The sequence below is a fragment of the Streptomyces sp. NPDC058741 genome (assembly GCF_042746715.1).
In the GTDB taxonomy this organism is placed as follows: domain Bacteria; phylum Actinomycetota; class Actinomycetes; order Streptomycetales; family Streptomycetaceae; genus Streptomyces.
Genome location: NZ_JBHYQH010000005.1, coordinates 177,375 through 200,068 on the forward strand (window position 1 = coordinate 177,375; position 22,694 = coordinate 200,068).

The window sequence follows — 22,694 nt, forward strand, 5'->3', positions numbered from 1 at the left end:
TTCCTCCGCCGTTCAGGCGGACCACCGCCCCGGCACGGTTCACACCACACGGACCGAAGCCGGACAGCACAACCGGTCGCCGAGCCAGACAGGCCGACGTCCGCTCCAGGGAAGGACCCTTCGTGAGCGACACCACCGATCTGATGGGCGCACGTGTCGAGGAGACCGCTGCCGCGCCCGCCACGGACGCCTCCGCGCCTGCCACCGGTGCCGGCTCCCGGCGGCGCCGTGGTACCGGCCTCGAGGGCATGGTGCTGGCCGAGCTGCAACAGGTCGCCTCCGGCCTGGGTATCAGGGGCACCGCGCGGATGCGCAAGAGCCAGCTGATCGAGGTCATCAAGGAAGCGCAGGCGTCCGGCGGCGCCGCCCCGGCCGCGAAGGCCGACGCCGCCGGCGAGACCAAGCCGAAGCGCCGCGCGACCTCCCGCACCCGTACGGGCGACAACGGTGAGCAGGCCGAGAAGAAGGCGGACGCGAAGGCGGCCTCGGAGGCCCCCGCCGACAAGGCCGCGGCTCAGCAGCAGATCGAGATCCCCGGCCAGCCGGGCACCGCCCGCGCGGGCGAGGCCGAGCGCGGCGCGGACGACGCGCCGTCCGAGCGCCGTCGCCGCCGTGCCACGGCCGACGCCGGATCCCCTTCTTCCGCTCCCGAGACCGTCGCCGCCGAGGCGAAGAACGAGTCCAAGGGCGAGGCGCCCGCGCAGCAGCAGTCGCAGAACAACGACGCCAAGTCCGACTCCGGTGACGGCGGCGAGGGCCGTCGTCGCGACCGTGACCGCGACCGCGGCCGGGGCAGGGACCGCGACCGCCGCAAGGGCGACGACCAGCAGGGCGGCGGCCAGCGCGGCCAGCAGGGCCAGCAGGCCGGCGGCCGCCAGGACCGCGGACCGCGGGCCGACGAGGACGCGGACGACTTCGAGGGCGGCCGTCGTGGCCGCCGCGGGCGCTACCGCGACCGCCGTGGCCGCCGTGGCCGCGACGAGGTGCAGGAGCCGCAGATCACCGACGACGACGTCCTGATCCCCGTCGCGGGCATCCTCGACATCCTCGACAACTACGCCTTCATCCGCACCTCCGGCTACCTGCCCGGCCCCAACGACGTGTACGTCTCCCTCGCCCAGGTCCGCAAGAACGGCCTGCGCAAGGGCGACCACATCACCGGTGCCGTCCGCCAGCCCAAGGAGGGCGAGCGGCGCGAGAAGTTCAACGCGCTGGTGCGCCTGGACTCCGTCAACGGCATGGCGCCCGAACACGGCCGCGGCCGACCGGAGTTCAACAAGCTGACGCCGCTGTACCCGCAGGACCGCCTCCGTCTGGAGACGGACCCGGGTGTGCTCACCACCCGCATCATCGACCTCGTGTCGCCGATCGGCAAGGGTCAGCGCGGTCTGATCGTGGCCCCGCCGAAGACCGGCAAGACCATGATCATGCAGGCGGTCGCCAACGCGATCACGCACAACAACCCCGAGTGCCACCTGATGGTCGTCCTGGTCGACGAGCGTCCGGAAGAGGTCACCGACATGCAGCGGTCGGTCAAGGGCGAGGTCATCTCCTCGACCTTCGACCGCCCCGCCGAGGACCACACCACGGTCGCCGAGCTCGCCATCGAGCGCGCCAAGCGCCTGGTGGAACTGGGCCACGACGTGGTCGTCCTGCTCGACTCGATCACCCGTCTGGGCCGTGCGTACAACCTCGCCGCCCCGGCCTCCGGCCGCATCCTGTCCGGCGGTGTCGACTCGACCGCCCTGTACCCGCCGAAGCGGTTCTTCGGTGCGGCCCGCAACATCGAGGACGGCGGCTCGCTGACCATCCTCGCCACCGCCCTGGTGGACACCGGGTCCCGCATGGACGAGGTGATCTTCGAGGAGTTCAAGGGCACCGGCAACATGGAGCTCAAGCTCGACCGGAAGCTCGCCGACAAGCGCATCTTCCCGGCGGTGGACGTGGACGCGTCCGGTACCCGCAAGGAGGAGATCCTGCTCGGCAACGAGGAGCTGGCGGTCGTCTGGAAGCTGCGCCGGGTGCTGCACGCGCTCGACCAGCAGCAGGCCATCGAGCTGCTCCTCGACAAGATGAAGCAGACGAAGTCGAACGTCGAGTTCCTGATGCAGATCCAGAAGACGACTCCGACGCCCGGCAACGGCGACTGAGCCAGGCACCGCACGACAGGGCCGCTCCCCGCACGGGGGCGGCCCTTCGTGCCGCCGGTGTGCCGGTAGGATCACGCTCTCTTCGAACCTGTGATCCCGAGGGGGGACATACGTGGGTAGACCCATGCCTGGGGCCGGTCGGCACAGACGTCGGATACGGATCGCGCTGCCCGTCGCCGCGGCCGGGGTGGCCGCGGCCGTGGGGGCCGCGCTGCTGACGACCTCCGCCGGCGCCGCCACCCCGCTGCCGCGGCCGGCGCTCAAGTCCGCCACCAGCTCGCCGTCGCTCGCCGAGCTGGAGAAGCGCGTCGCCGGCGCCATGGCCGGTGACGACGTCGCCGGGAAGACCAGCAAGGCCTCGCTCAGCGCGGGCACCACCGACGGCGGCATCGACGCGATGGTCATCGGCGGCACCGAGACGACCATCGGCACGGCCCCGTGGATGGCGCAGCTCCACTACTACGACGACCGGGGCACCACCGCCACCGGCGACGACATCGGGTTCTTCTGCGGCGGCGCCGTGGTCGCGCCGACGAAGATCCTCACGGCCGCGCACTGCGTCAAGGGCTACGACTGGAACGGCAACGGCGCCGTCGTCACCGGCACTTCGCAGCTGCCCTCCGCGGACGGCACCGACCTGCACGGCGGCACCGTCACCGGCGTCTGGCGGCAGTGGAACCACCCGTCGTACAGCGCGACGACCATCGACAACGACATCGCGGTGCTCACCCTGCCCGTCCCGGTGAAGGCCACGCCGATCCGCATGACGACCTCCGGCGACACCACGTCCTACCAGGCCGGCACCAGCGCCAAGGTCTACGGCTGGGGCCGCACCAGCTCCACCAGCGACGCCGTCTCCGAGACGCTGAAGACGGCCACGCTGCCGATCCAGTCCGACACCACCTGCGCGGGCTACTACGGCACGGACTTCGTCAAGGGCCACATGGTGTGCGCGGGCAAGCCCGCCACCGGCGGCGACACCGGCACCGTCTCCGCCTGCAACGGCGACTCCGGCGGCCCCCTGGTCGTGAACAACCGGATCGTCGGGGTCGTGTCCTGGGGCGTGACCGACTGCGTCGCCAAGGGCGCCTACAGCGTCTTCAGCAAGGTCAGCTCGTACGTCGGCGCCACCTACCCGCGTCTGGACGACACCAACATCAGCGGCGACCACAAGGCCGACCTGTGGGTGCGCAACGCGGCGACGACGACCGGCTACTCCAAGGATTCCAAGGGCACCTCGTTCGCCGCCCGCGAGTCCTGGGGCAACTGGAGCGGCGTCAACGTCGTCCTGCAGACCGACCTGGACCGCGACGGCTACCAGGACCTGGTCTACCGGCGCAGCAGCGACGGCGACGTCTTCTGGACGCACTACGTCATCTCCAGCGGCACCTGGTCCACCCGGCAGATCGCCGACAACTGGAAGACCCGCACCCGCATCGTCGCGCCGGGTGACGTCACCGGCGACTACCGGCCCGACCTGCTGTCGGTCGACTCCGCCGGTGTGCTGTGGATCTACCCGGGCCAGGGCAACGGCACCTTCGCCACCCGGGTCAAGGTCGGCTCCGGCTGGAACCAGTACAACTCCGTGCGCGGCAAGGGCGACTTCACCGGCGACGGCAAGACCGACCTGATCGCCCGCAGCTCGTCGGGCAGCTACATGTACCTCTACAAGGGCACCGGCAAGTCCGGCTCGGGCGCCTTCTCGGCCCGGATCAAGGTGCGCACCTGGAGCGGCTACAACGCCTTCGACGCCCCCGGTGACGTCACCGGCGACGGCAGGGCCGACTTCCTGGCCCGCACCCCCGGCGGCACGCTCTACCTGTACGCGGGCACCGGCAAGGCGACCAGCGAGATCTTCGCCACACGCATGTCCGTCGGTACCGATTTCAAGCAGTACGACATCTTCGGCTGAAGCCGCAGGTGAGCGAGGTCCACCTCGCCGTGACGCACACGCACCGTGCCCACCGCCGTACGCGGTGGGCACAGTGCGTCGTGCAACCCTTTCCCGAGTTTCTCCGTCCGACCGGGTGGAGCGACGATGGTGGGAGGAAGGGTCACCACCCGGCCACGCCTGGCTCCCACCGCAGGGGGTAACCGAACGCAGACGAGCTGAGGAGCACATGTCCGCCGAGAGCACGCCGGGCCCGGGCATACCGGGCGACAGCGGTACCGACGGCCCGGGCCGCCGCGTCGCGGACCGCCGCCGCACGCCCCGCAAGCGTCACAAGGGCCTGCTGATCGCGGCCTGGACCGCTGCGGGCATCGTCGTCCTCGGGGGTACCGGGGTGGGGTACGTGTACTTCAAGCTCAACGGCAACCTCAAGAGCGTCGACATCGACCATGCCCTCGGCGCCGACCGGCCCGAGAAGGCGGACAACGGCTCCGAGAACATCCTGGTCCTCGGCTCCGACACCCGCTCCGGCAGCAACAGGAAGCTCGGCGGCGGCACCGACGACGGCAGCGCCCGCTCGGACACGGCGATGATCGTCCACCTCTACGAGGGCCACAAGAAGGCCAGCGTGGTCTCCATCCCGCGCGACACCCTCATCGACCGGCCCGCGTGCACGGACACCGACGGCGACGAGCACCCCGCCGCGCGCGACGCGATGTTCAACTCCGCCTACTCCACCGGTGGCGCCGCCTGCGCCGTGAAGACCGTCGAGTCGATCACGGACCTGCGCATGGACCACTACCTGGAGGTCGACTTCTCCGGCTTCCAGAAGCTCGTCGACGACCTCGGCGGCGTCGACGTCACCACGACCGAGGACATCGACGACCCCGAGAGCCACCTCAAACTCAAGGCCGGCACCCACAGACTCGACGGTCAGCAGGCCCTCGGCCTGGTCCGCACCCGCCACGGCGTCGGCGACGGCTCCGACCTCGGCCGCATCCAGCTCCAGCAGGCCTTCATCAAGGCCCTGATCACCCAGATCAAGGACGTCGGCGTCTTCACCGACCCGAAGAAGCTCTACGACCTCGCCCAGACCGCGACGAAGACGGTCACGGCCGACTCCGACCTCGGCTCCGTCGACAGGCTGGCCTCCTTCGCGGGCGGCCTCAAGGGCATCGGTCCCTCCGGGATGCACATGGTCACCATGCCGGTCGTCTACGACCCGGCCGACCCCAACCGCGTCCTGCTGCAGAAGAAGAAGGCCGACCGGATCTGGAAGGCGCTCCAGGACGACAAGCCGATCCCGGCGAGCGCCACCAAGGGCACGGCCGCGGGCGAGGCCAAGGGAGTCGTGAGCGCCCCGTAGGGGGTACGTCCCCGTGGGCGCGGGACCTGCGCGAGCGGACCCCGGCCGCCCGCGGGGAACAAACGACCGCAACCCCCGGTTTTGGGGGATGGCCCCAGTCCTGGCAGACTGGTACGTCGGCTCCGGTTCACGCCCCCGTATCCCGCGGCGGCGACCCGGCGCCCTCCCGAAACCTAGGAGACACCTTGAAGCGCGACATCCACCCCGAGTACGTCGAGACGCAGGTCAGCTGCACCTGCGGCGCGTCGTTCACCACGCGCAGCACCATCGAGTCCGGCACCATCCGGGCCGACGTGTGCTCCGAGTGCCACCCGTTCTACACGGGCAAGCAGAAGATCCTCGACACCGGTGGCCGTGTGGCCCGCTTCGAGGCCCGCTTCGGCAAGGCCGCCGGCTCCAAGAAGTAGCGAGCCCCATTTCGCCGGTCCGCGGACGCGCCCCCCACCGGGCGCTCCGGGACCGGCGTTTTTGGTCGCCCGCCCTTCACCCCCGTCCGCACACAGGAGCCCCAAGATGTTCGAGGCCGTCGAGGAACTCGTCGCCGAGCACGCCGACCTGGAGAAGAAGCTCGCCGACCCGTCGGTCCACGCCGATCAGGCCAACGCGCGCAAGCTGAACAAGCGTTACGCCGAGCTCACCCCCATCGTCGCCACGTACCGGTCCTGGACGCAGACGGGCGACGACATCGAGACGGCGCGCGAGTTCGCCGCCACCGACCACGACTTCGTCGCCGAGGTCAAGGAGCTGGAGGAGCGGCGCGAGGAGCTGACCGAGAAGCTGCGCCTGCTGCTGGTCCCGCGCGACCCCAGCGACGACAAGGACGTCATCCTCGAGATCAAGGCGGGCGCGGGCGGCGACGAGTCGGCCCTGTTCGCCGGCGACCTGCTGCGCATGTACCTGCGCTACGCCGAGCGCGTCGGCTGGAAGACCGAGATCATCGACGCCACCGAGTCCGAGCTGGGCGGCTACAAGGACGTCCAGGTCGCGGTGAAGACCAAGGGCGGCCAGGGTGCCACCGAGCCCGGCCAGGGCGTGTGGGCGCGGCTGAAGTACGAGGGCGGGGTGCACCGCGTGCAGCGCGTGCCCGCGACCGAGTCCCAGGGCCGGATCCACACCTCCGCGGCCGGTGTGCTGGTCACGCCCGAGGCCGAGGAGATCGACGTCGAGATCAACCCCAACGATCTGCGCATCGACGTCTACCGGTCCTCCGGCCCGGGCGGGCAGTCCGTCAACACCACCGACTCCGCCGTGCGCATCACGCACATCCCCACCGGAGTCGTCGCCTCCTGCCAGAACGAGAAGAGCCAGCTGCAGAACAAGGAGCAGGCACTGCGTATCCTGCGCTCCAGGCTGCTCGCCGCGGCGCAGGAGGAGGCCGAGAAGGAAGCCGCCGACGCCCGCCGAAGCCAGGTCCGCACGGTCGACCGCTCCGAGAAGATCCGCACGTACAACTTCCCGGAGAACCGCATCTCGGACCACCGCGTCGGCTTCAAGGCGTACAACCTGGACCAGGTCCTGGACGGCGACCTCGACGCGGTGATCCAGGCCTGCGTCGACGCGGACTCCGCGGCGAAGCTGGCAGCCGCGTAAGGAACGAACGAGCAACTTCCGGAGGACTTGAGTGAATCTGCTGCTCGCCGAGGTGGCCCAGGCCACCCAGCGGCTCGCCGACGCCGGCGTGCCCTCGCCGCGTACCGACGCGGAGGAGCTCGCCGCGTTCGTGCACGGCGTGAAGCGCGGGGAGCTGCACTCCGTCAAGGACTCCGACTTCGACGCCCGCTACTGGGAGGTCATCGCCCGCCGCGAGGCCCGCGAGCCGCTCCAGCACATCACCGGGCGCGCCTACTTCCGCTACCTGGAACTCCAGGTCGGCCCCGGGGTGTTCGTGCCGCGGCCCGAGACGGAGTCCGTGGTCGGCTGGGCCATAGACGCCGTACGGGCCATGGACGTCGTCGAGCCGTGCATCGTCGACCTGTGCACCGGCTCCGGCGCCATCGCGCTCGCCCTGGCCCAGGAGGTGCCGCGCTCGCGCGTGCACGCCGTGGAGCTGTCCGAGGACGCCCTGGTGTGGACCCGCAAGAACGTCGAGGGGACCAGGGTCGACCTGCGGCAGGGCAACGCCCTCACGGCCTTCCCCGACCTCGACGGCCAGGTCGACCTCGTCATCACCAACCCGCCGTACATCCCCCTCACCGAGTGGGAGTACGTCGCCCCCGAGGCACGCGACTACGACCCCGGCATGGCCCTGTTCTCCGGCGAGGACGGCCTCGACCTCATCCGCGGCCTGGAGCGCACCGCCCACCGGCTGCTGCGCCCCGGCGGCGTCGTGGTCGTGGAGCACGCCGACACCCAGGGCGGGCAGGTGCCGTGGATCTTCGCCGAGGACCGCGGCTGGACCGACGCCGCCGACCACCCGGACCTGAACAACCGCCCCCGCTTCGCCACGGCCCGCAAGGCACTGCCGTGAGCACCCCGCGGTCCTCGCGGACCGCCCCGTCTTCATCCCCGCAGCACGTGTACGAGGAGGCCAGCTAAAGATGGCACGGCGATACGACACCAACGACGCGACCGACCGTGTGACCGGTCTGCGCGAGGCAGCGTCCGCCGTCCGCCGTGGCGAGCTCGTGGTGCTGCCGACGGACACGGTGTACGGCATCGGCGCGGACGCGTTCTCCGCGGAGGCCGTCGCCGACCTGCTGGACGCCAAGGGCCGGGGCCGCAACATGCCCACGCCCGTCCTCATCGGCTCCCCGAACACGCTGCACGGGCTCGTCACCGACTTCTCCGAGCTGGCCTGGGAGCTGGTCGACGCCTTCTGGCCGGGCGCCCTGACGCTCGTCGCCAAGCACCAGCCGTCCCTGCAGTGGGACCTCGGGGACACCCGTGGCACCGTCGCCGTGCGCATGCCGCTGCACCCGGTCGCCATCGAGCTGCTCACCGAGGTCGGCCCCATGGCCGTCTCCTCCGCCAACCTCACCGGCCACCCGGCGCCGGAGAACTGCGACGCCGCGCAGGAGATGCTCGGCGACTCCGTCTCCGTCTACCTCGACGGCGGCCCGACGCCCGGCAACGTGCCCTCGTCCATCGTCGACGTGACCCGCGAGGTGCCGCTGCTGCTGCGCGCGGGCGCGCTCTCGGCCGATGAGCTGAGGAAGGTCGTACCCGACCTCGAGGTGGCGAATTGACGGCCCCTGAGGGGCGTGGCATAGGCGACGGGGAGAGCGCGGCGGAGATCACGACGACCTTCGTGGGGCTACCGCGCGACAGCTTCCGCATCCTCCACGTCAGCACCGGCAACGTGTGCCGCTCGCCCATCACCGAGCGGCTGACCCGCCATTTCGTGCAGGAGCGGCTGGGGATCCTGGGCGGCGGGCTCATCGTCGAGAGCGCCGGCACCTGGGGCCACGAGGGCGCGCCCATGGAGTCCCACGCGGAGGCCGTCCTCGCCGACTTCGGCGCGGACGCCTCCGGCTTCACCGGACGCGAACTCCTCGACGAGCACGTCATCCGGGCCGACCTGGTGCTGACCGCCACCCGCGACCACCGGGCGCAGGTCATCTCCATGGGCCACTCGGCCGGGCTGCGCACCTTCACGCTGAAGGAGTTCACCCGTCTGGTGAAGGCCATCGATCCGGCCACCCTGCCTCCCCTGGAGGAGGGCGTGGTGTTCCGCGCGCGTGCCCTGGTGCGCGCCGCGGCCGCTCTCCGCGGGTGGCTGCTGGCCCCGGACGCCGAGGCGGACGAGGTCTACGACCCGTACGGGGCGCCCCTGACGTTCTTCCGGTCCATCGGGGACGAGATACACCAGGCGCTCGACCCGGTCGTCACGGCCCTCACCGGCGTTCCCGCACGGACGTAGGCACCGAGCGCCCCGCGGGCCCCGGGCCTACATTGGTCGTACGTCACCACGGCGAACCGTCCAGAAGCACGTAGGAACTCGTCGCCCGGAGCCCACCATGACGGTCATCCCTGCCCTCGAGGCCGACGTCCTGCGCCGGCAGGACCCCGAGCTCGCCGACGTGCTGCTGGCGGAACGGGAGCGGCAGGCGACGACGCTGCAGCTGATCGCCGCCGAGAACTTCACCTCGCCGGCTGTGCTGGCCGCCCTCGGCTCACCGCTCGCCGACAAGTACGCCGAAGGCTACCCGGGGGCACGGCACCACGGCGGGTGCGAGATCGCCGACGTCGCCGAGCGCCTCGCCGTCGACCGGGCCAAGGCGCTGTTCGGCGCCGACCACGCCAACGTCCAGTGCCACTCGGGCACTTCGGCGGTACTGGCCGCCTACGCCGCCCTGCTGCGCCCCGGCGACACCGTCCTCGCCCTCGGCCTGCCGTACGGGGGTCACCTCACGCACGGCTCGCCCGCCAACTTCTCCGGCCGCTGGTTCGACTTCGTCGGCTACGGCGTGGACGCCGAGTCCGGCCTCGTCGACCACGAGCAGGTGCGCACCCTGGCCCGCACGCGCCGGCCGAAGGCGATCGTGTGCGGTTCGATCGCCTACCCCCGCCACTTCGACCACGTCTTCTTCCGCGAGGTCGCCGACGAGGTGGGCGCCTACCTCGTCGCGGACGCCGCCCACCCCATCGGGCTGGTGGCCGGGGGAGCGGCGCCGAACCCCGTGCCGTACGCCGACATCGTGTGCGCGACCACGCACAAGGTGCTGCGCGGCCCGCGCGGGGGCATGATCCTGTGCCGGGCGGAGCTGGCCGAGCGGGTCGACCGGGCGGTGTTCCCCTTCACCCAGGGCGGCGCCCAGATGCACACCGTCGCCGCCAAGGCCGTGGCCTTCGGTGAGGCGGCGACACCGGCGTTCTCCGCGTACGCCCGTCAGGTGGTGGCGAACGCGCGGGTGCTCGCGGCCCGGCTCGCCGCGGAGGGCCTGGCCGTCACCACCGGCGGCACCGACACCCACCTGATCACCGCCGACCCGGCGCCCCTCGGTGTCGACGGGCGCACCGCCCGGGGCCGTCTCGCCGCGGCCGGGATGGTCCTGGACTGCTGTGCGCTGCCGCACGGCGACGCCCGCGGGCTGCGGCTCGGCACGGCCGCGCTCACCACCCAGGGCATGGGCGAGGCGGAGATGGCCCGGATCGCCGGACTGCTCGCGCAGGTGCTGAGGGGGGTGACGGAGACGGCGCGGGCCCGTGAGGAAGTGCGGGAGCTGGCCGGTGGATTTCCGCCGTATCCGGCGTGAGCCGGGGTAGGCGCACCAGGGTGCACAGCTGATCGTGCAACCATCGTCGCTACCCGGAAGTCCCCACTCGTATGCGCGCATCGCTAGGGTGTGAGGCTGAGATGGCCAGCGAGACCTGTGGGGAAGCCCGTGCGTGAATACCTCCTGACGCTCTGCGTGACGGCCGCGGTGACGTATCTGCTGACCGGGCCGGTACGGAAGTTCGCGATCGTCGCCGGAGCGATGCCGGAGATCCGGGCACGTGACGTGCACCGGGAACCCACTCCGCGGCTCGGTGGTATCGCGATGTTCTCCGGCCTGTGCGCGGGCCTGCTGGTCGCCGACCACCTGACCAACCTGGACCAGGTCTTCGAGACGTCCAACGAACCGCGGGCGCTGCTCTCCGGGGCTGCACTGATCTGGCTGATCGGCGTCCTGGACGACAAGTTCGAGATCGACGCCCTGATCAAGCTGGGCGGCCAGATGATCGCCGCGGGCGTGATGGTCATGCAGGGTCTGACGATCCTGTGGCTGCCCGTGCCCGGCGTCGGCTCGGTCGCGCTCACCCAGTGGCAGGGCACGCTGCTCACGGTGGCGCTGGTCGTCATCACCATCAACGCGGTCAACTTCGTCGACGGCCTGGACGGCCTCGCGGCGGGCATGGTCTGCATCGCGGCCACCGCGTTCTTCCTGTACGCGTACCGCATCTGGTACTCGTACGGCGTCGAGGCCGCCGCCCCCGCCACCCTCTTCTCCGCGATCCTGATGGGGATGTGCCTGGGCTTCCTGCCGCACAACATGCACCCCGCGCGGATCTTCATGGGCGACTCGGGCTCGATGCTGATCGGCCTGGTCCTGGCCGCCGGTGCGATCTCCGTCACGGGGCAGGTCGACCCGGACGCGCTGAACCTGTACGTCGGCTCGGAGAAGGAGGCCGTGCACCAGACGGTCCCGGTCTACATCCCGCTGCTGCTGCCGCTGACCATCATCGCGGTGCCGGCCGCCGACCTGATTCTGGCGATCGTGCGCCGCACCTGGCGCGGCCAGTCGCCGTTCGCCGCCGACCGCGGCCATCTGCACCACCGCCTGCTGGAGATCGGCCACTCGCACAGCCGCGCGGTGCTCATCATGTACTTCTGGTCCGCGCTGATCGCCTTCGGCGCCCTGGCCTACTCGGTCAACTCGGCGTCCATGTGGATCGTGCTCGGCGTCGTCTTCCTCAGCGCGATCGGCCTGGTCCTCCTCCTGCTGCCGCGCTTCACGCCGCGCACCCCGCGCTGGATGGAGCGGTTCGTGCCGCCGCGCTACCGGCGCCGCGGCACGGTCGAGGCCCTCGCGCCGGAGGCCTCGACCCCGGCGTCCGCGACCGGCCGGCCCGTCCCCGCCGAGGCCGAGGACCGCACCCCGGTGGCCTCCGGAGTCGCCGGCGTCAACGGAGCGACCGCCATCGGCCCCCGTTCGCGTCTGGCCGACCGGCGCAAGGCGGGGACAAGGTAAGAATCTGACTAGAGCATTGCCAACTCGTGGGGTTGCTATGGGAGTGTGATGGGGGTGCGAAGCGCCCGTTACCAGACATCTCGGCTGGGTTCTCGCTCAGACGGGCGTGTTCACTCTCATGTGTGACAGTACGCACATCCCCAGGTAAAGACTGCATCAAATAGTTTGTGATACGGTTCACGAGAACCCCCGGACAGAGCCGAAGGACCGCAGTGCGACGGTCCGTTGGCGTGAGGACTCCACTCAGCCCGGGACTACGCTCGTCCATGACGACACCCCTGCCCCCTGCGAAAGCGGAGTTGCCGCCATGCCGTCCCATGACGCCCGGAACCTTCTGCAGTGCGCTGTGCCCACAGCCGCTGCCGGTGTGGTCGCGGCCGCCGTCAGTGGCGTGTTGGCCGGAGGCAAGGGAGCCGTCGGCGCCGCCGTGGGCGCACTGCTGGCCATCCTCTTCATGGGGATCGGTCTGTACGTTCTCCAGTGGACGGCGAAAACGCTCCCGCAGTTGTTCCAGGCCATGGGGCTCATGCTCTATGTCGCGCAGCTGCTGCTTCTCCTGATCTTCGTCGCCCTCTTCAAGGACACCTCTCTCTTCAACGCGAAGACGTTCGCCATCGGGCTCGTCGTCGCGACGGTCGTGTGGATGGCCGCGCAGGCCCGTGCGCACATGAAGGCCAAGATCTTCTACGTGGACCCGGACTCCGAGAAGAGCGAGAACGCCGAGAAGACCGGGTCGTCGTCGTGACGAGTAGGGGCGCGATAAGGAGCACGGAGAACTCCTGCTATCGTCCGGTGCCAACTGCGGCATCGCGGGCGCGGGCATCTGAGCTGACGCCTGCTCGAACGCGAGGCTCGATGCCCCTCAGCCGCCCTCACATCCGTAACACCAGTCCGGTGCCGACCCGCGGCTGCGCGCCGCGCCGACACAACGAGGTTGCCGTACCTATGCGTCACACCGAAGGAGCCCGCGGTGAGTGCTGACCAGACCCAGCTCGCCTTCGACTGGAGCTGTCGGATCATGTCCGACAACGGGTGTGGTTTTCCGGCTCCGGGCCTGCACTCGTTCCTCTTCAAGCCGATCGCCACGGTCGGGGGGTACGAGTTCAACAAGGTGATGCTGCTCGCCCTCATCACCACCGTTCTCGTCATCGGCTTCTTCTGGGCGGCCTTCGGCAAGGCGAAGGTGGTGCCCGGCAAGCTGCAGATGGTCGGTGAGGCCGGCTACGACTTCGTCCGTCGCGGCATCGTCTACGAGACCCTCGGCAAGAAGGAGGGCGAGAAGTACGTCCCCCTGATGGTCTCGCTGTTCTTCTTCATCTGGATCATGAACATCTGGTCCGTGATCCCGCTCGCGCAGTTCCCGGTGTCGTCGATCATCGCGTACCCGGCGGTTCTCGCCGCGGTCGTCTACGTGACCTGGGTCTCGCTGACCTTCAAGCGGCACGGCTTCGTCGGGTTCTTCAAGAACGTGACCGGCTACGACAGGTCGCTGGGCCCGGTGCTGCCGCTGGTCATGGTCATCGAGTTCTTCTCGAACCTGCTCGTCCGGCCCTTCACGCACGCGGTGCGACTGTTCGCGAACATGTTCGCCGGCCACCTGATGCTGGTGATGTTCACCGTCGCCTCCTGGTACCTGCTCAACAGCTGGATGATCCCGGCGGCCGGCATCTCCTTCGTCATGACCATGGTCATGATCCTCTTCGAGCTTTTCGTGCAGGCCGTCCAGGCGTACGTCTTCGTGCTCCTCGCCTGCACCTACATCCAGGGCGCTCTGGCCGAGCACCACTGAGCCCCTCCGCCCCCGCAGTTCCCCGATACGTCCGGTGGCCAACCCCCGCCGGTCCGTGAAAGAGAAGGAAGAATCAGCATGGCTGCCACTGAGACCCTCGCCGCTGTCTCCGGTTCGCTCGGCTCCATCGGCTACGGCCTCTCCGCCATCGGCCCCGGCATCGGCGTCGGCATCATCTTCGGTAACGGCACCCAGGCCCTGGCTCGTCAGCCCGAGGCCGCCGGCCTGATCCGTGCCAACCAGATCCTGGGCTTCGCCTTCTGTGAGGCGCTCGCCCTCATCGGCATCGTTATGCCGTTCGTGTTCGGTAAGTAATCACCCGCTTATCGACACGCATCGACGAAAGGCACTGATGTGATCGCCAACCTGGTACAGCTGGCGGCCGAGGAGGAGCAGAACCCGCTGATTCCTCCGGGCCCCGAGCTGCTCGTCGGCACCATCGCCTTCGCCATCGTGTTCTTCTTCTTCTGGAAGAAGCTGCTTCCGAACATCAACAAGGTTCTGGAGGAGCGCCGCGCGGCGATCGAAGGCGGTATCGAAGAGGCCGAGACCATGAAGGTCGAGGCCCAGAGCGTCCTTGAGCAGTACAAGGCACAGCTCGCCGAGGCCCGGCACGAGGCCGCGCGTCTGCGCCAGGAGGCGCAGGAGCAGGGTGCCACCCTCATCGCCGAGATGCGGGCCGAGGGCCAGCGGCAGCGCGAGGAGATCGTCGCCGCGGGTCACGCCCAGATCGAGGCCGACCGCAAGGCCGCCGCATCCGCGCTGCGCCAGGACGTCGGCAAGCTCGCCACCGACCTGGCCGGCAAGCTCGTCGGGGAGTCCCTCGAGGACCACGCCCGGCAGAGCCGCGTGATCGACCGGTTCCTCGACGGGCTCGAGGAGAAGGCCGAGGCCGGCCGATGAACGGAGCGAGCCGCGAGGCCCTGGCAGCCGCACGAGAGCGTCTCGACGCGCTGACGGACTCCACGTCCGTGAACGCGGGCTCGCTCGCCGACGAGCTGGCCGCCGTCACCACGCTGCTCGACCGCGAGGTGTCGCTGCGTCGGGTCCTCACCGACCCGGCGCAGGACGGTCAGGCCAAGGCCGAGCTGGCCCAGCGCCTGCTCGGCACCCAGGTCAGCGGCCCGGCCGCCGACCTGGTGGCCGGCATGGTGCGCTCGCGCTGGTCGCGCTCGCGCGACCTGGTGGATGCGCTGGAGCAACTGGCCGACGCCGCCGACCTCTCGGCCGCCCAGCAGGCCGGCGCGCTCGACGACGTCGAGGACGAGCTGTTCCGGTTCGGGCGGATCGTCTCCGGCAGCACCGAGCTGCGTGCCGCGCTGACGGACCGCAAGGCCACCACCTCGGCCAAGAGCGGGCTGCTGCGCAGCCTCCTCGGCGGCCGGGCCCAGTCGGCCACCGAGCGTCTGGTCACGCGCCTTGTGACCGCGCCGCGGGGACGTAGCCTGGAGACGGGACTCGAGTCCCTGTCCAAGCTCGCCGCCGATCGCCGGAACCGCATGGTGGCCATCGTCACCTCGGCGGTCCCGCTGAGCGACCCGCAGAAGCAGCGCCTGGGTGCCGCCCTCGCGAAGCTCTACGGCCGCCCGATGCACCTCAACCTGGACGTGGACCCCGAGGTCCTCGGCGGGATCCGGGTGCAGGTCGGCGACGAGGTCATCAACGGCTCCCTCGCGGACCGTATCGAGGACGCCGGCCGTCGGCTCGCCGGCTGAGCAGCAACTCAATAGGCAGTACGTACTGACGACGGCCCTGGTTGGGCCGTGCAGAAGAATCCTGGGGGTCGCCCCCAGACCCCCTAAGAAACTTCGGGCCCAACAAGGAGAGCAGGGAACCCAGATGGCGGAGCTCACGATCCGGCCGGAGGAGATCCGGGACGCGCTGGAGAACTTCGTCCAGGCGTACAAGCCGGACGCGGCCTCGCGCGAGGAGGTCGGTACGGTCACCTTTGCCGGCGACGGCATCGCGAAGGTCGAGGGCCTGCCCTCGACCATGGCCAACGAGCTGCTGAAGTTCGAGGACGGCACCCTCGGCCTCGCCCTCAACCTCGAGGAGCGCGAGATCGGTGCCATCGTCCTCGGCGAGTTCAGCGGCGTCGAGGAGGGTCAGCCGGTCTCCCGTACCGGTGAGGTTCTCTCCGTCGCGGTGGGCGAGGGCTACCTCGGCCGCGTGGTGGACCCCCTCGGCAACCCGATCGACGGCCTCGGCGAGATCGAGACCGAAGACCGTCGTGCCCTGGAGCTGCAGGCCCCGGGCGTCATGGTCCGCAAGTCGGTGCACGAGCCGATGGAGACGGGCTACAAGGCCGTCGACGCGATGACGCCGGTCGGCCGCGGCCAGCGTCAGCTGATCATCGGTGACCGCCAGACCGGCAAGACCGCCCTCGCCGTCGACACGATCATCAACCAGCGCGACAACTGGCGCACCGGCGACCCGAACAGGCAGGTCCGCTGCATCTACGTCGCCATCGGCCAGAAGGGCTCCACGATCGCCGGTGTGCGCGGCGCTCTGGAGGAGGCCGGCGCGCTGGAGTACACGACCATCGTCGCCGCCCCGGCGTCCGACCCGGCCGGCTTCAAGTACCTGGCGCCGTACACCGGTTCGGCCATCGGCCAGCACTGGATGTACCAGGGCAAGCACGTCCTGATCATCTTCGACGACCTGTCGAAGCAGGCCGACGCCTACCGCGCCGTGTCGCTGCTGCTGCGCCGCCCGCCGGGCCGTGAGGCCTACCCGGGTGACGTCTTCTACCTGCACTCCCGTCTGCTGGAGCGCTGCGCCAAGCTCTCCGACGAGATGGGCGCCGGCTCGATGACCGGTCTGCCGATCGTCGAGACCAAGGCCAACGACGTCTCTGCGTTCATCCCGACCAACGTCATCTCCATCACCGACGGCCAGTGCTTCCTGGAGTCGGACCTGTTCAACGCCGGTCAGCGCCCCGCGCTGAACGTCGGTATCTCCGTCTCCCGAGTCGGTGGTTCCGCGCAGCACAAGGCGATGAAGCAGGTCTCCGGCCGACTGCGCGTGGACCTCGCCCAGTTCCGTGAGCTGGAGGCGTTCGCCGCCTTCGGGTCCGACCTGGACGCCGCGTCGAAGGCGCAGCTGGAGCGCGGTCAGCGCATGGTCGAGCTGCTGAAGCAGCCGCAGTACCAGCCGATGGCCACCGAGGACCAGGTCGTCTCCGTCTGGGCCGGCACCACCGGCAAGATGGACGACGTCCCCGTCGCCGACATCCGCCGCTTCGAGAAGGAGCTGCTGGACTACCTGCACCGCAAGGAGCAGGGTCTGATGACCTCCATCCGCGAGGGCGGCAAGATGTCCGACGACACCCTGCAGGCCGTCGCCGAGGCCATCGCGGAGTTCAAGAAGCAGTTCGAGACCTCCGACGGCAAGCTGCTCGGCGAGGACGCCCCGGCTGCCGGCAAGTGACGACGGAAGGGACCTGACTCATGGGAGCCCAGCTCCGGGTCTACAAGCGTCGCATCCGATCCGTCTCCGCGACCAAGAAGATCACCAAGGCGATGGAGATGATCGCCGCCTCGCGCGTCGTCAAGGCGCAGCGCAAGGTGGCGGCCTCCACCCCGTACGCGACCGAGCTCACCCGCGCGGTCACGGCGGTCGCCACCGGCTCTAACACCAAGCACCCGCTGACGACGGAGGCGGAGAACCCGACCCGTGCCGCGGTCCTGCTCCTCACGAGCGACCGCGGTCTGGCCGGCGCCTTCAACTCCAACGCCATCAAGGCCGCGGAGAAGCTGACGGCGAAGCTGGAGGCCGAGGGCAAGGAGGTCGTCAACTTCATCGTCGGCCGCCGCGGTGTCGCCCACTACAACTTCCGCGAGCGCAAGGTCGCGGAGTCGTTCACGGGCTTCACCGACGACCCGTCGTACGCGGACGCCAAGAAGGTCGCGGCCCCGCTGATCGAGGCCATCGAGACGGAGACGGCCGCGGGCGGTGTGGACGAGCTCCACATCGTCTACACCGAGTTCGTGTCGATGATGACGCAGACGGCGATCGAGGCCCGGCTGCTGCCGCTCAGCCTCGACGAGGTCGCGGCGGAGGCGAAGCCCAAGGGCGAGATCCTGCCGCTGTTCGACTTCGAGCCGTCGGCGGAGGACGTCCTGGACGCCCTGCTGCCGCGCTACGTGGAGAGCCGTATCTACAACGCGCTGCTCCAGTCGGCCGCCTCCAAGCACGCCGCCACGCGGCGCGCGATGAAGTCGGCCACCGACAACGCCGGCGAGCTCATCGAGACGCTCACCCGGCTTGCCAACCAGGCCCGCCAGGCCGAAATCACCCAGGAAATCAGCGAGATCGTCGGTGGCGCCAGTGCCCTGGCCGACGCGACCGCGGGGAGTGACTGACAAATGACCACCACTGTTGAGCCGACCGCTCCTGCTGGCGTGGCCACTGGCCGCGTCGCGCGGGTCATCGGCCCGGTCGTCGACGTGGAGTTCCCCGTCGACGCGATGCCGGAGATCTACAACGCCCTGCACGTCGAGGTCGCCGACCCGGCGCTCGCGGGCGAGAAGAAGACGCTGACCCTCGAGGTCGCCCAGCACCTGGGCGACGGCCTGGTCCGCGCGATCTCCATGCAGCCCACCGACGGCCTGGTCCGCCAGGCCCCGGTGACCGACACCGGCGCGGGCATCTCCGTCCCGGTCGGCGACTTCACCAAGGGCAAGGTGTTCAACACCCTCGGCGAGGTGCTGAACAGCGACGAGGCCCACACGGGCGAGCGCTGGCCCATCCACCGCAAGGCCCCCGCGTTCGACCAGCTCGAGTCGAAGACCGAGATGTTCGAGACGGGCCTGAAGGTCGTCGACCTGCTCACCCCGTACGTCAAGGGCGGCAAGATCGGTCTGTTCGGTGGTGCCGGTGTCGGCAAGACCGTGCTGATCCAGGAAATGATCATGCGCGTCGCCAACCTCCACGAGGGCGTCTCCGTCTTCGCGGGCGTCGGTGAGCGCACCCGTGAGGGCAACGACCTCATCGCGGAGATGGAGGAGTCCGGCGTTCTGGACAAGACCGCCCTGGTCTTCGGCCAGATGGACGAGCCCCCGGGCACCCGTCTGCGCGTGGCCCTGGCCGGCCTGACGATGGCGGAGTACTTCCGTGACGTCCAGAAGCAGGACGTGCTGTTCTTCATCGACAACATCTTCCGCTTCACCCAGGCCGGTTCCGAGGTGTCGACCCTGCTCGGCCGTATGCCCTCCGCGGTGGGCTACCAGCCGAACCTGGCCGACGAGATGGGCATCCTGCAGGAGCGCATCACCTCGACCCGTGGTCACTCGATCACCTCGATGCAGGCGATCTACGTCCCCGCGGACGACCTGACCGACCCGGCCCCGGCCACCACCTTCGCCCACCTCGACGCGACGACGGTTCTGTCCCGTCCGATCTCCGAGAAGGGCATCTACCCGGCCGTGGACCCGCTGGACTCCACGTCCCGCATCCTCGACCCGCGGTACATCTCGGCGGAGCACTACAACGCCGCGATGCGCGTGAAGAACATCCTGCAGAAGTACAAGGACCTGCAGGACATCATCGCGATCCTCGGTATCGACGAGCTCGGCGAGGAGGACAAGCTCGTCGTCCACCGTGCCCGTCGCGTGGAGCGCTTCCTGTCCCAGAACACCCACGCCGCCAAGCAGTTCACCGGGGTGGACGGTTCGGACGTGCCGTTGGACGAGTCGATCGCCGCGTTCAACGCGATCTGCGACGGCGAGTACGACCACTTCCCGGAGCAGGCGTTCTTCATGTGCGGTGGTCTCGAGGACCTGAAGAAGAACGCGAAGGAGCTGGGCGTCTCCTGAGCCTCGCGCTCGTCATGAGGGGGCGGGCTTCGTCCCGCCCCCTCTGTCACGCCTACTAGACTTGTAACCAACACCCGGCACTCCCGCCGGGTGGTGACCCGAGGAGCCACCTTGGCTGCTGAGCTGCACGTCGCGCTGGTCGCGGCCGACCGTGAGGTCTGGTCCGGCCAGGCCACCCTGGTCGTCGCGCGCACCACGTCCGGCGACATCGGCGTCATGCCCGGTCACCAGCCGCTGCTCGGTGTGCTGGAGTCGGGCCCGGTGACCATCCGCACCAGCGAGGGCGCGACGGTCGTCGCCGCGGTCCACGGCGGGTTCATCTCGTTCGCGGACGACAAGCTGTCGCTGCTGGCGGAAGTCGCCGAGCTGTCGGACGAGATCGACGTCCAGCGCGCGGAGCGGGAGCTGGAGCGCGCGAAGGCGCAGGACGACGCGGAGGCCCAGCGCCGCGCGGACGTCCGTCTGCGGGCTGCGACGGCGGCGCGCTGACCCCGCTCGCCGTGTGATGACGTCACTCAGCCGCGGCTGGGTCCCGGAGCGATCCGGACCCGGCCGCGGCTGAGGCGGATGTGGGTGTTTTTTACGTTCCGTTACCTAGGAGACGAGGAGGTCGGTGCCGATGGTCCTCGCTCTGACTGTGTGCGGAATCGTGGTGGCCCTCGTGGCGGTGGCCCTGTTCGTCTTCGGCCTGCGCCGCCGGCTCATCCAGCGCTCGGGCGGCACCTTCGACGCCAGTCTGCGCTGGGAGGCCCCGGAGCAGGGAGACAGCAACGGCAAGGGCTGGGCGTACGGCGTGGCCCGGTACAACGGCGACCGCGTCGAGTGGTACCGGGTCTTCTCGTACTCGCCGCGCCCGCGCCGCGTCCTGGAGCGGTCCGCGATCGAGGTGGTCGGCCGCCGGGTGCCGGAGGGCGAGGAGGAGCTGGCGCTGCTCTCCGACCATGTGATCCTGGCCTGTCTGCACCGGGGGACGCGTCTGGAGCTCGCGATGAGCGAAGACGCGCTGACCGGTTTCCTCGCGTGGCTCGAGGCAGCCCCACCCGGACAGCGAGTGAACGTGGCGTAGCCACGTTCACTCGCTGGGTGGGGTCCTCCCCCCGACGAAGTCGGGGGGAGCGTCAATGCCGCGTAGCGTTCTGTTTTTTACGACAGGCCGTTGTTGATCGCGGTCACCAGCTCGCCGTTGGCGGTGTCACCGCTGAACTCCCAGAAGAACGCGCCGCCCAGGCCCTGGTTCTTGGCCCAGCTCATCTTGCCCGCGATGGTCGACGGGGTGTCGTACGACCACCAGTTGCTGCCGCAGTGCGCGTACGCGGTGCCGGCGATCGTGCCGGTGACCGGGCAGGAGCCCTTGAGCACCTTGTAGTCCTCGATGCCCGCCTCGTACGTGCCCGGGGCCGCGCCGGTCGCCGAGCCGCCCGGGGCGGACTGGGTGACGCCGGTCCAGCCACGGCCGTAGAAGCCGATGCCGAGCAGGAGCTTGGCGGAGGGGACGCCCTTCGCCTTGAGCTTGGCGATCGCGTCGGCCGAGGTGAAGCCGGCCTTCGGGATGCCGGAGTACGACGTCAGCGGGGAGTGCGGGGCGGTCGGGCCGGTCTTGTCCCAGGCGCCGAAGTAGTCGTACGTCATCACGTTGTACCAGTCGAGGTACTGGGAGGCGCCGCCGTAGTCCGCCGCGTCGATCTTGCCGCCCGCGCTGGCGTCCGCGGTGATGGCCGCGGTGATCAGGTAGTTCTGGCCGAACTCGGCGCGCAGGGCCTGGGAGAGGGTCTTGAACGCCGCCGGGCCCGAGGTGTCGCAGGTCAGACCGCAGGCGTTCGGGTACTCCCAGTCGATGTCGATGCCGTCGAAGACGTCGGCCCAGCGCGGGTCCTCCACGACCGCCTTGCAGGACTTGGCGAAGGCGGCGGCGTTCTGCGCGGCCTGGCCGAAGCCGCCCGAGTAGGTCCAGCCGCCGAAGGAGTACAGCACCTTGATGTGCGGGTACTTGGCCTTCAGCTGGCGCAGCTGGTTGAAGTTGCCGCGCAGCGGCTGGTCCCAGGTGTCCGCGGTGCCGGACACGGACTGGTCGGCGGTGTAGGCCTTGTCGTACGCGGCGTAGGTGTCGTCCACGGTGCACTGGCCGTTCTTGACGTTGCCGAACGCGTAGTTGATGTGGGTGATCTTCGAGGGAGAACCGGACGTCACCAGGTTCTTGACGTGGTAGTTGCGGCCGTAGACGCCCCACTCGGTGAAGTAGCCGAGCTTGACCTTGTCGCCGGTGGGCGGGGGCTCGGTGATGCCGCCGGTGGTGCGGACCCGGACCGAGCCGCTGACCGGGCCGGTCTGGTCGGCGGTGTCGCGGGCCTGGACCGCGTAGGAGTAGTCGGTGCCCTTGGTCAGGCCGGTGTCCGTGTACGAGGTCGTCGCCACGGTGGCGACCTTGGAGCCGTCGCGCAGGACGTCGTAGTTCTTGACGCCCTTGTCGTCGGTGGCGGCCTGCCAGGACAGCTTCACCGAGGTGTCGGTGATGCCGGAGGCCGTCGGAGTGCCGGGGGCGCTCGGGGCGCTGTCGCCGGGCTCGGTGGCGCCGCCGTCGCAACTGCCGCCGTTCAGCTTGCAGTTCGCGGGGGAGCCGGAGCCGGAGCCGTTGAAACCGAAGGTGACGGAGGCGCCCGGGGCGAGGCTGCCGTTCCAGGACTTGTTCTTGGCGGTCCAGTGGGTGCCGGAGGAGGTGACGTCGGCGTCCCAGGAGGACGTGACGGACGTGCCGGAGGGGAAGTCCCACTCGACGGTCCAGGAGCTGAGGGTCGCGGTGCCGGTGTTCTTCACCGTCCACTTGCCCTCGAAGCCGGAGCCCCAGTCCTGGGTCTTGGCGTAGGTCGCGGTGGCGGACGTGGCGGCCTGGGCAGGGCTCGCCAGGCCGACGAGACCGGCGAAGGGGAGCAGGAGGGTCGCGAACCCTGCCGCGGCTCTGTGTCTGAAGCGCATGCTGCGCCTCCTTGATGGAGTTGTGGGGGGCGTGACTGAGC

General features: G+C 69.8%; 21 protein-coding genes. 20 read left to right on the top strand and 1 reads right to left on the bottom strand.

Going from position 1 to position 22,694, the window contains the following annotated elements:
* Positions 1–122 precede the first annotated feature (122 nt).
* From rho to ACFW6P_RS06350, 20 genes are all read left to right on the top strand, one after another.
* Positions 123–2,150: a transcription termination factor Rho gene (gene rho / locus ACFW6P_RS06255; protein ID WP_386352221.1), complete on the top strand. Its 2,028-nt coding sequence runs from the start codon at positions 123–125 to the stop codon at positions 2,148–2,150.
* 124 nt (positions 2,151–2,274) lie between these two features.
* Positions 2,275–4,062, top strand: coding sequence for a trypsin-like serine protease (locus tag ACFW6P_RS06260; RefSeq protein WP_386352224.1), 1,788 nt, complete (start codon positions 2,275–2,277; stop codon positions 4,060–4,062).
* Between the two features lie 208 nt (positions 4,063–4,270).
* Positions 4,271–5,407, top strand: coding sequence for an LCP family protein (locus ACFW6P_RS06265; protein WP_386352227.1), 1,137 nt, complete (start codon positions 4,271–4,273; stop codon positions 5,405–5,407).
* Positions 5,408–5,592: 185 nt separating this feature from the next.
* Positions 5,593–5,814 (top strand): 50S ribosomal protein L31, encoded by a 222-nt coding sequence (gene rpmE, locus ACFW6P_RS06270; RefSeq protein WP_003992975.1) that lies wholly within the window; start codon positions 5,593–5,595, stop codon positions 5,812–5,814.
* A gap of 106 nt (positions 5,815–5,920) precedes the next feature.
* Complete coding sequence (prfA, locus tag ACFW6P_RS06275; RefSeq protein WP_386352231.1) at positions 5,921–6,997, top strand: peptide chain release factor 1; 1,077 nt, start codon at positions 5,921–5,923, stop codon at positions 6,995–6,997.
* 31 nt (positions 6,998–7,028) lie between these two features.
* Positions 7,029–7,874, top strand: coding sequence for a peptide chain release factor N(5)-glutamine methyltransferase (gene prmC / locus ACFW6P_RS06280; protein WP_386352234.1), 846 nt, complete (start codon positions 7,029–7,031; stop codon positions 7,872–7,874).
* Positions 7,875–7,944: 70 nt separating this feature from the next.
* Positions 7,945–8,592 carry an L-threonylcarbamoyladenylate synthase gene (locus ACFW6P_RS06285; RefSeq protein WP_386352237.1) on the top strand — a complete coding sequence of 216 codons (648 nt, stop codon included), beginning with the start codon at positions 7,945–7,947 and terminating at the stop codon, positions 8,590–8,592.
* Positions 8,589–9,266: a protein-tyrosine-phosphatase gene (locus ACFW6P_RS06290; RefSeq protein ID WP_386352240.1), complete on the top strand. Its 678-nt coding sequence runs from the start codon at positions 8,589–8,591 to the stop codon at positions 9,264–9,266. The genes ACFW6P_RS06285 and ACFW6P_RS06290 overlap by 4 nt, the downstream gene beginning before the upstream one ends.
* 97 nt (positions 9,267–9,363) lie before the next feature.
* A complete protein-coding gene (gene glyA / locus ACFW6P_RS06295; RefSeq protein WP_386352243.1) occupies positions 9,364–10,602 on the top strand; it encodes a serine hydroxymethyltransferase in 1,239 nt (412 codons plus the stop codon).
* Positions 10,603–10,731: 129 nt separating this feature from the next.
* Positions 10,732–12,078, top strand: a complete 1,347-nt coding sequence (locus ACFW6P_RS06300) for an MraY family glycosyltransferase (protein ID WP_386352246.1) — start codon at positions 10,732–10,734, stop codon at positions 12,076–12,078.
* Between the two features lie 307 nt (positions 12,079–12,385).
* A complete protein-coding gene (locus ACFW6P_RS06305) occupies positions 12,386–12,823 on the top strand; it encodes a hypothetical protein (protein ID WP_386352248.1) in 438 nt (145 codons plus the stop codon).
* 273 nt (positions 12,824–13,096) lie between these two features.
* Positions 13,097–13,867, top strand: a complete 771-nt coding sequence (atpB, locus tag ACFW6P_RS06310) for a F0F1 ATP synthase subunit A (protein ID WP_386352434.1) — start codon at positions 13,097–13,099, stop codon at positions 13,865–13,867.
* A gap of 78 nt (positions 13,868–13,945) precedes the next feature.
* Complete coding sequence (locus tag ACFW6P_RS06315; protein WP_031104199.1) at positions 13,946–14,182, top strand: ATP synthase subunit C; 237 nt, start codon at positions 13,946–13,948, stop codon at positions 14,180–14,182.
* A 39-nt stretch (positions 14,183–14,221) separates the two neighbouring features.
* A complete protein-coding gene (locus tag ACFW6P_RS06320) occupies positions 14,222–14,770 on the top strand; it encodes a F0F1 ATP synthase subunit B (RefSeq protein WP_386352251.1) in 549 nt (182 codons plus the stop codon).
* On the top strand, positions 14,767–15,582 hold the full coding sequence (locus ACFW6P_RS06325) for a F0F1 ATP synthase subunit delta (RefSeq protein ID WP_386352254.1): 816 nt from the start codon (positions 14,767–14,769) through the stop codon (positions 15,580–15,582). The genes ACFW6P_RS06320 and ACFW6P_RS06325 overlap by 4 nt, the downstream gene beginning before the upstream one ends.
* Before the next feature lie 124 nt (positions 15,583–15,706).
* The gene (gene atpA, locus ACFW6P_RS06330; RefSeq protein WP_386352257.1) at positions 15,707–17,296 is read left to right on the top strand and encodes a F0F1 ATP synthase subunit alpha; all 1,590 of its coding nucleotides are present in this window, start codon (positions 15,707–15,709) and stop codon (positions 17,294–17,296) included.
* A 20-nt stretch (positions 17,297–17,316) separates the two neighbouring features.
* Entirely contained in the window at positions 17,317–18,231 is a 915-nt protein-coding gene (locus ACFW6P_RS06335) for a F0F1 ATP synthase subunit gamma (RefSeq protein WP_386352259.1), read from the top strand.
* Positions 18,232–18,234: 3 nt separating this feature from the next.
* Positions 18,235–19,683: a F0F1 ATP synthase subunit beta gene (atpD, locus tag ACFW6P_RS06340; RefSeq protein ID WP_386352261.1), complete on the top strand. Its 1,449-nt coding sequence runs from the start codon at positions 18,235–18,237 to the stop codon at positions 19,681–19,683.
* Between the two features lie 111 nt (positions 19,684–19,794).
* Entirely contained in the window at positions 19,795–20,172 is a 378-nt protein-coding gene (locus ACFW6P_RS06345) for a F0F1 ATP synthase subunit epsilon (RefSeq protein ID WP_386423039.1), read from the top strand.
* A gap of 130 nt (positions 20,173–20,302) precedes the next feature.
* Entirely contained in the window at positions 20,303–20,749 is a 447-nt protein-coding gene (locus ACFW6P_RS06350) for a DUF2550 domain-containing protein (protein WP_386352267.1), read from the top strand.
* 77 nt (positions 20,750–20,826) lie between these two features.
* On the opposite strand, the gene ACFW6P_RS06355 is transcribed toward ACFW6P_RS06350, so the two are convergent.
* Positions 20,827–22,653, bottom strand: coding sequence for a glycosyl hydrolase family 18 protein (locus tag ACFW6P_RS06355; protein ID WP_386352270.1), 1,827 nt, complete (start codon positions 22,651–22,653; stop codon positions 20,827–20,829).
* Between the last annotated feature and the right edge of the window lie 41 nt (positions 22,654–22,694).

Coding starts and splice junctions, on each gene's coding strand:
- ACFW6P_RS06325 (WP_386352254.1), top strand. CDS start 14,767: ATGAACGGAGCGAGCCGCGAGGCCCTGGCAGCCGCACGAGAGCGTCTC.
- ACFW6P_RS06315 (WP_031104199.1), top strand. CDS start 13,946: ATGGCTGCCACTGAGACCCTCGCCGCTGTCTCCGGTTCGCTCGGCTCC.
- atpB (WP_386352434.1), top strand. CDS start 13,097: ATGTCCGACAACGGGTGTGGTTTTCCGGCTCCGGGCCTGCACTCGTTC.
- ACFW6P_RS06335 (WP_386352259.1), top strand. CDS start 17,317: ATGGGAGCCCAGCTCCGGGTCTACAAGCGTCGCATCCGATCCGTCTCC.
- prfA (WP_386352231.1), top strand. CDS start 5,921: ATGTTCGAGGCCGTCGAGGAACTCGTCGCCGAGCACGCCGACCTGGAG.
- ACFW6P_RS06265 (WP_386352227.1), top strand. CDS start 4,271: ATGTCCGCCGAGAGCACGCCGGGCCCGGGCATACCGGGCGACAGCGGT.
- glyA (WP_386352243.1), top strand. CDS start 9,364: ATGACGGTCATCCCTGCCCTCGAGGCCGACGTCCTGCGCCGGCAGGAC.
- ACFW6P_RS06285 (WP_386352237.1), top strand. CDS start 7,945: ATGGCACGGCGATACGACACCAACGACGCGACCGACCGTGTGACCGGT.
- ACFW6P_RS06305 (WP_386352248.1), top strand. CDS start 12,386: ATGCCGTCCCATGACGCCCGGAACCTTCTGCAGTGCGCTGTGCCCACA.
- atpD (WP_386352261.1), top strand. CDS start 18,235: ATGACCACCACTGTTGAGCCGACCGCTCCTGCTGGCGTGGCCACTGGC.
- ACFW6P_RS06350 (WP_386352267.1), top strand. CDS start 20,303: ATGGTCCTCGCTCTGACTGTGTGCGGAATCGTGGTGGCCCTCGTGGCG.
- atpA (WP_386352257.1), top strand. CDS start 15,707: ATGGCGGAGCTCACGATCCGGCCGGAGGAGATCCGGGACGCGCTGGAG.
- ACFW6P_RS06355 (WP_386352270.1), bottom strand. CDS start 22,653: ATGCGCTTCAGACACAGAGCCGCGGCAGGGTTCGCGACCCTCCTGCTC.
- ACFW6P_RS06260 (WP_386352224.1), top strand. CDS start 2,275: ATGCCTGGGGCCGGTCGGCACAGACGTCGGATACGGATCGCGCTGCCC.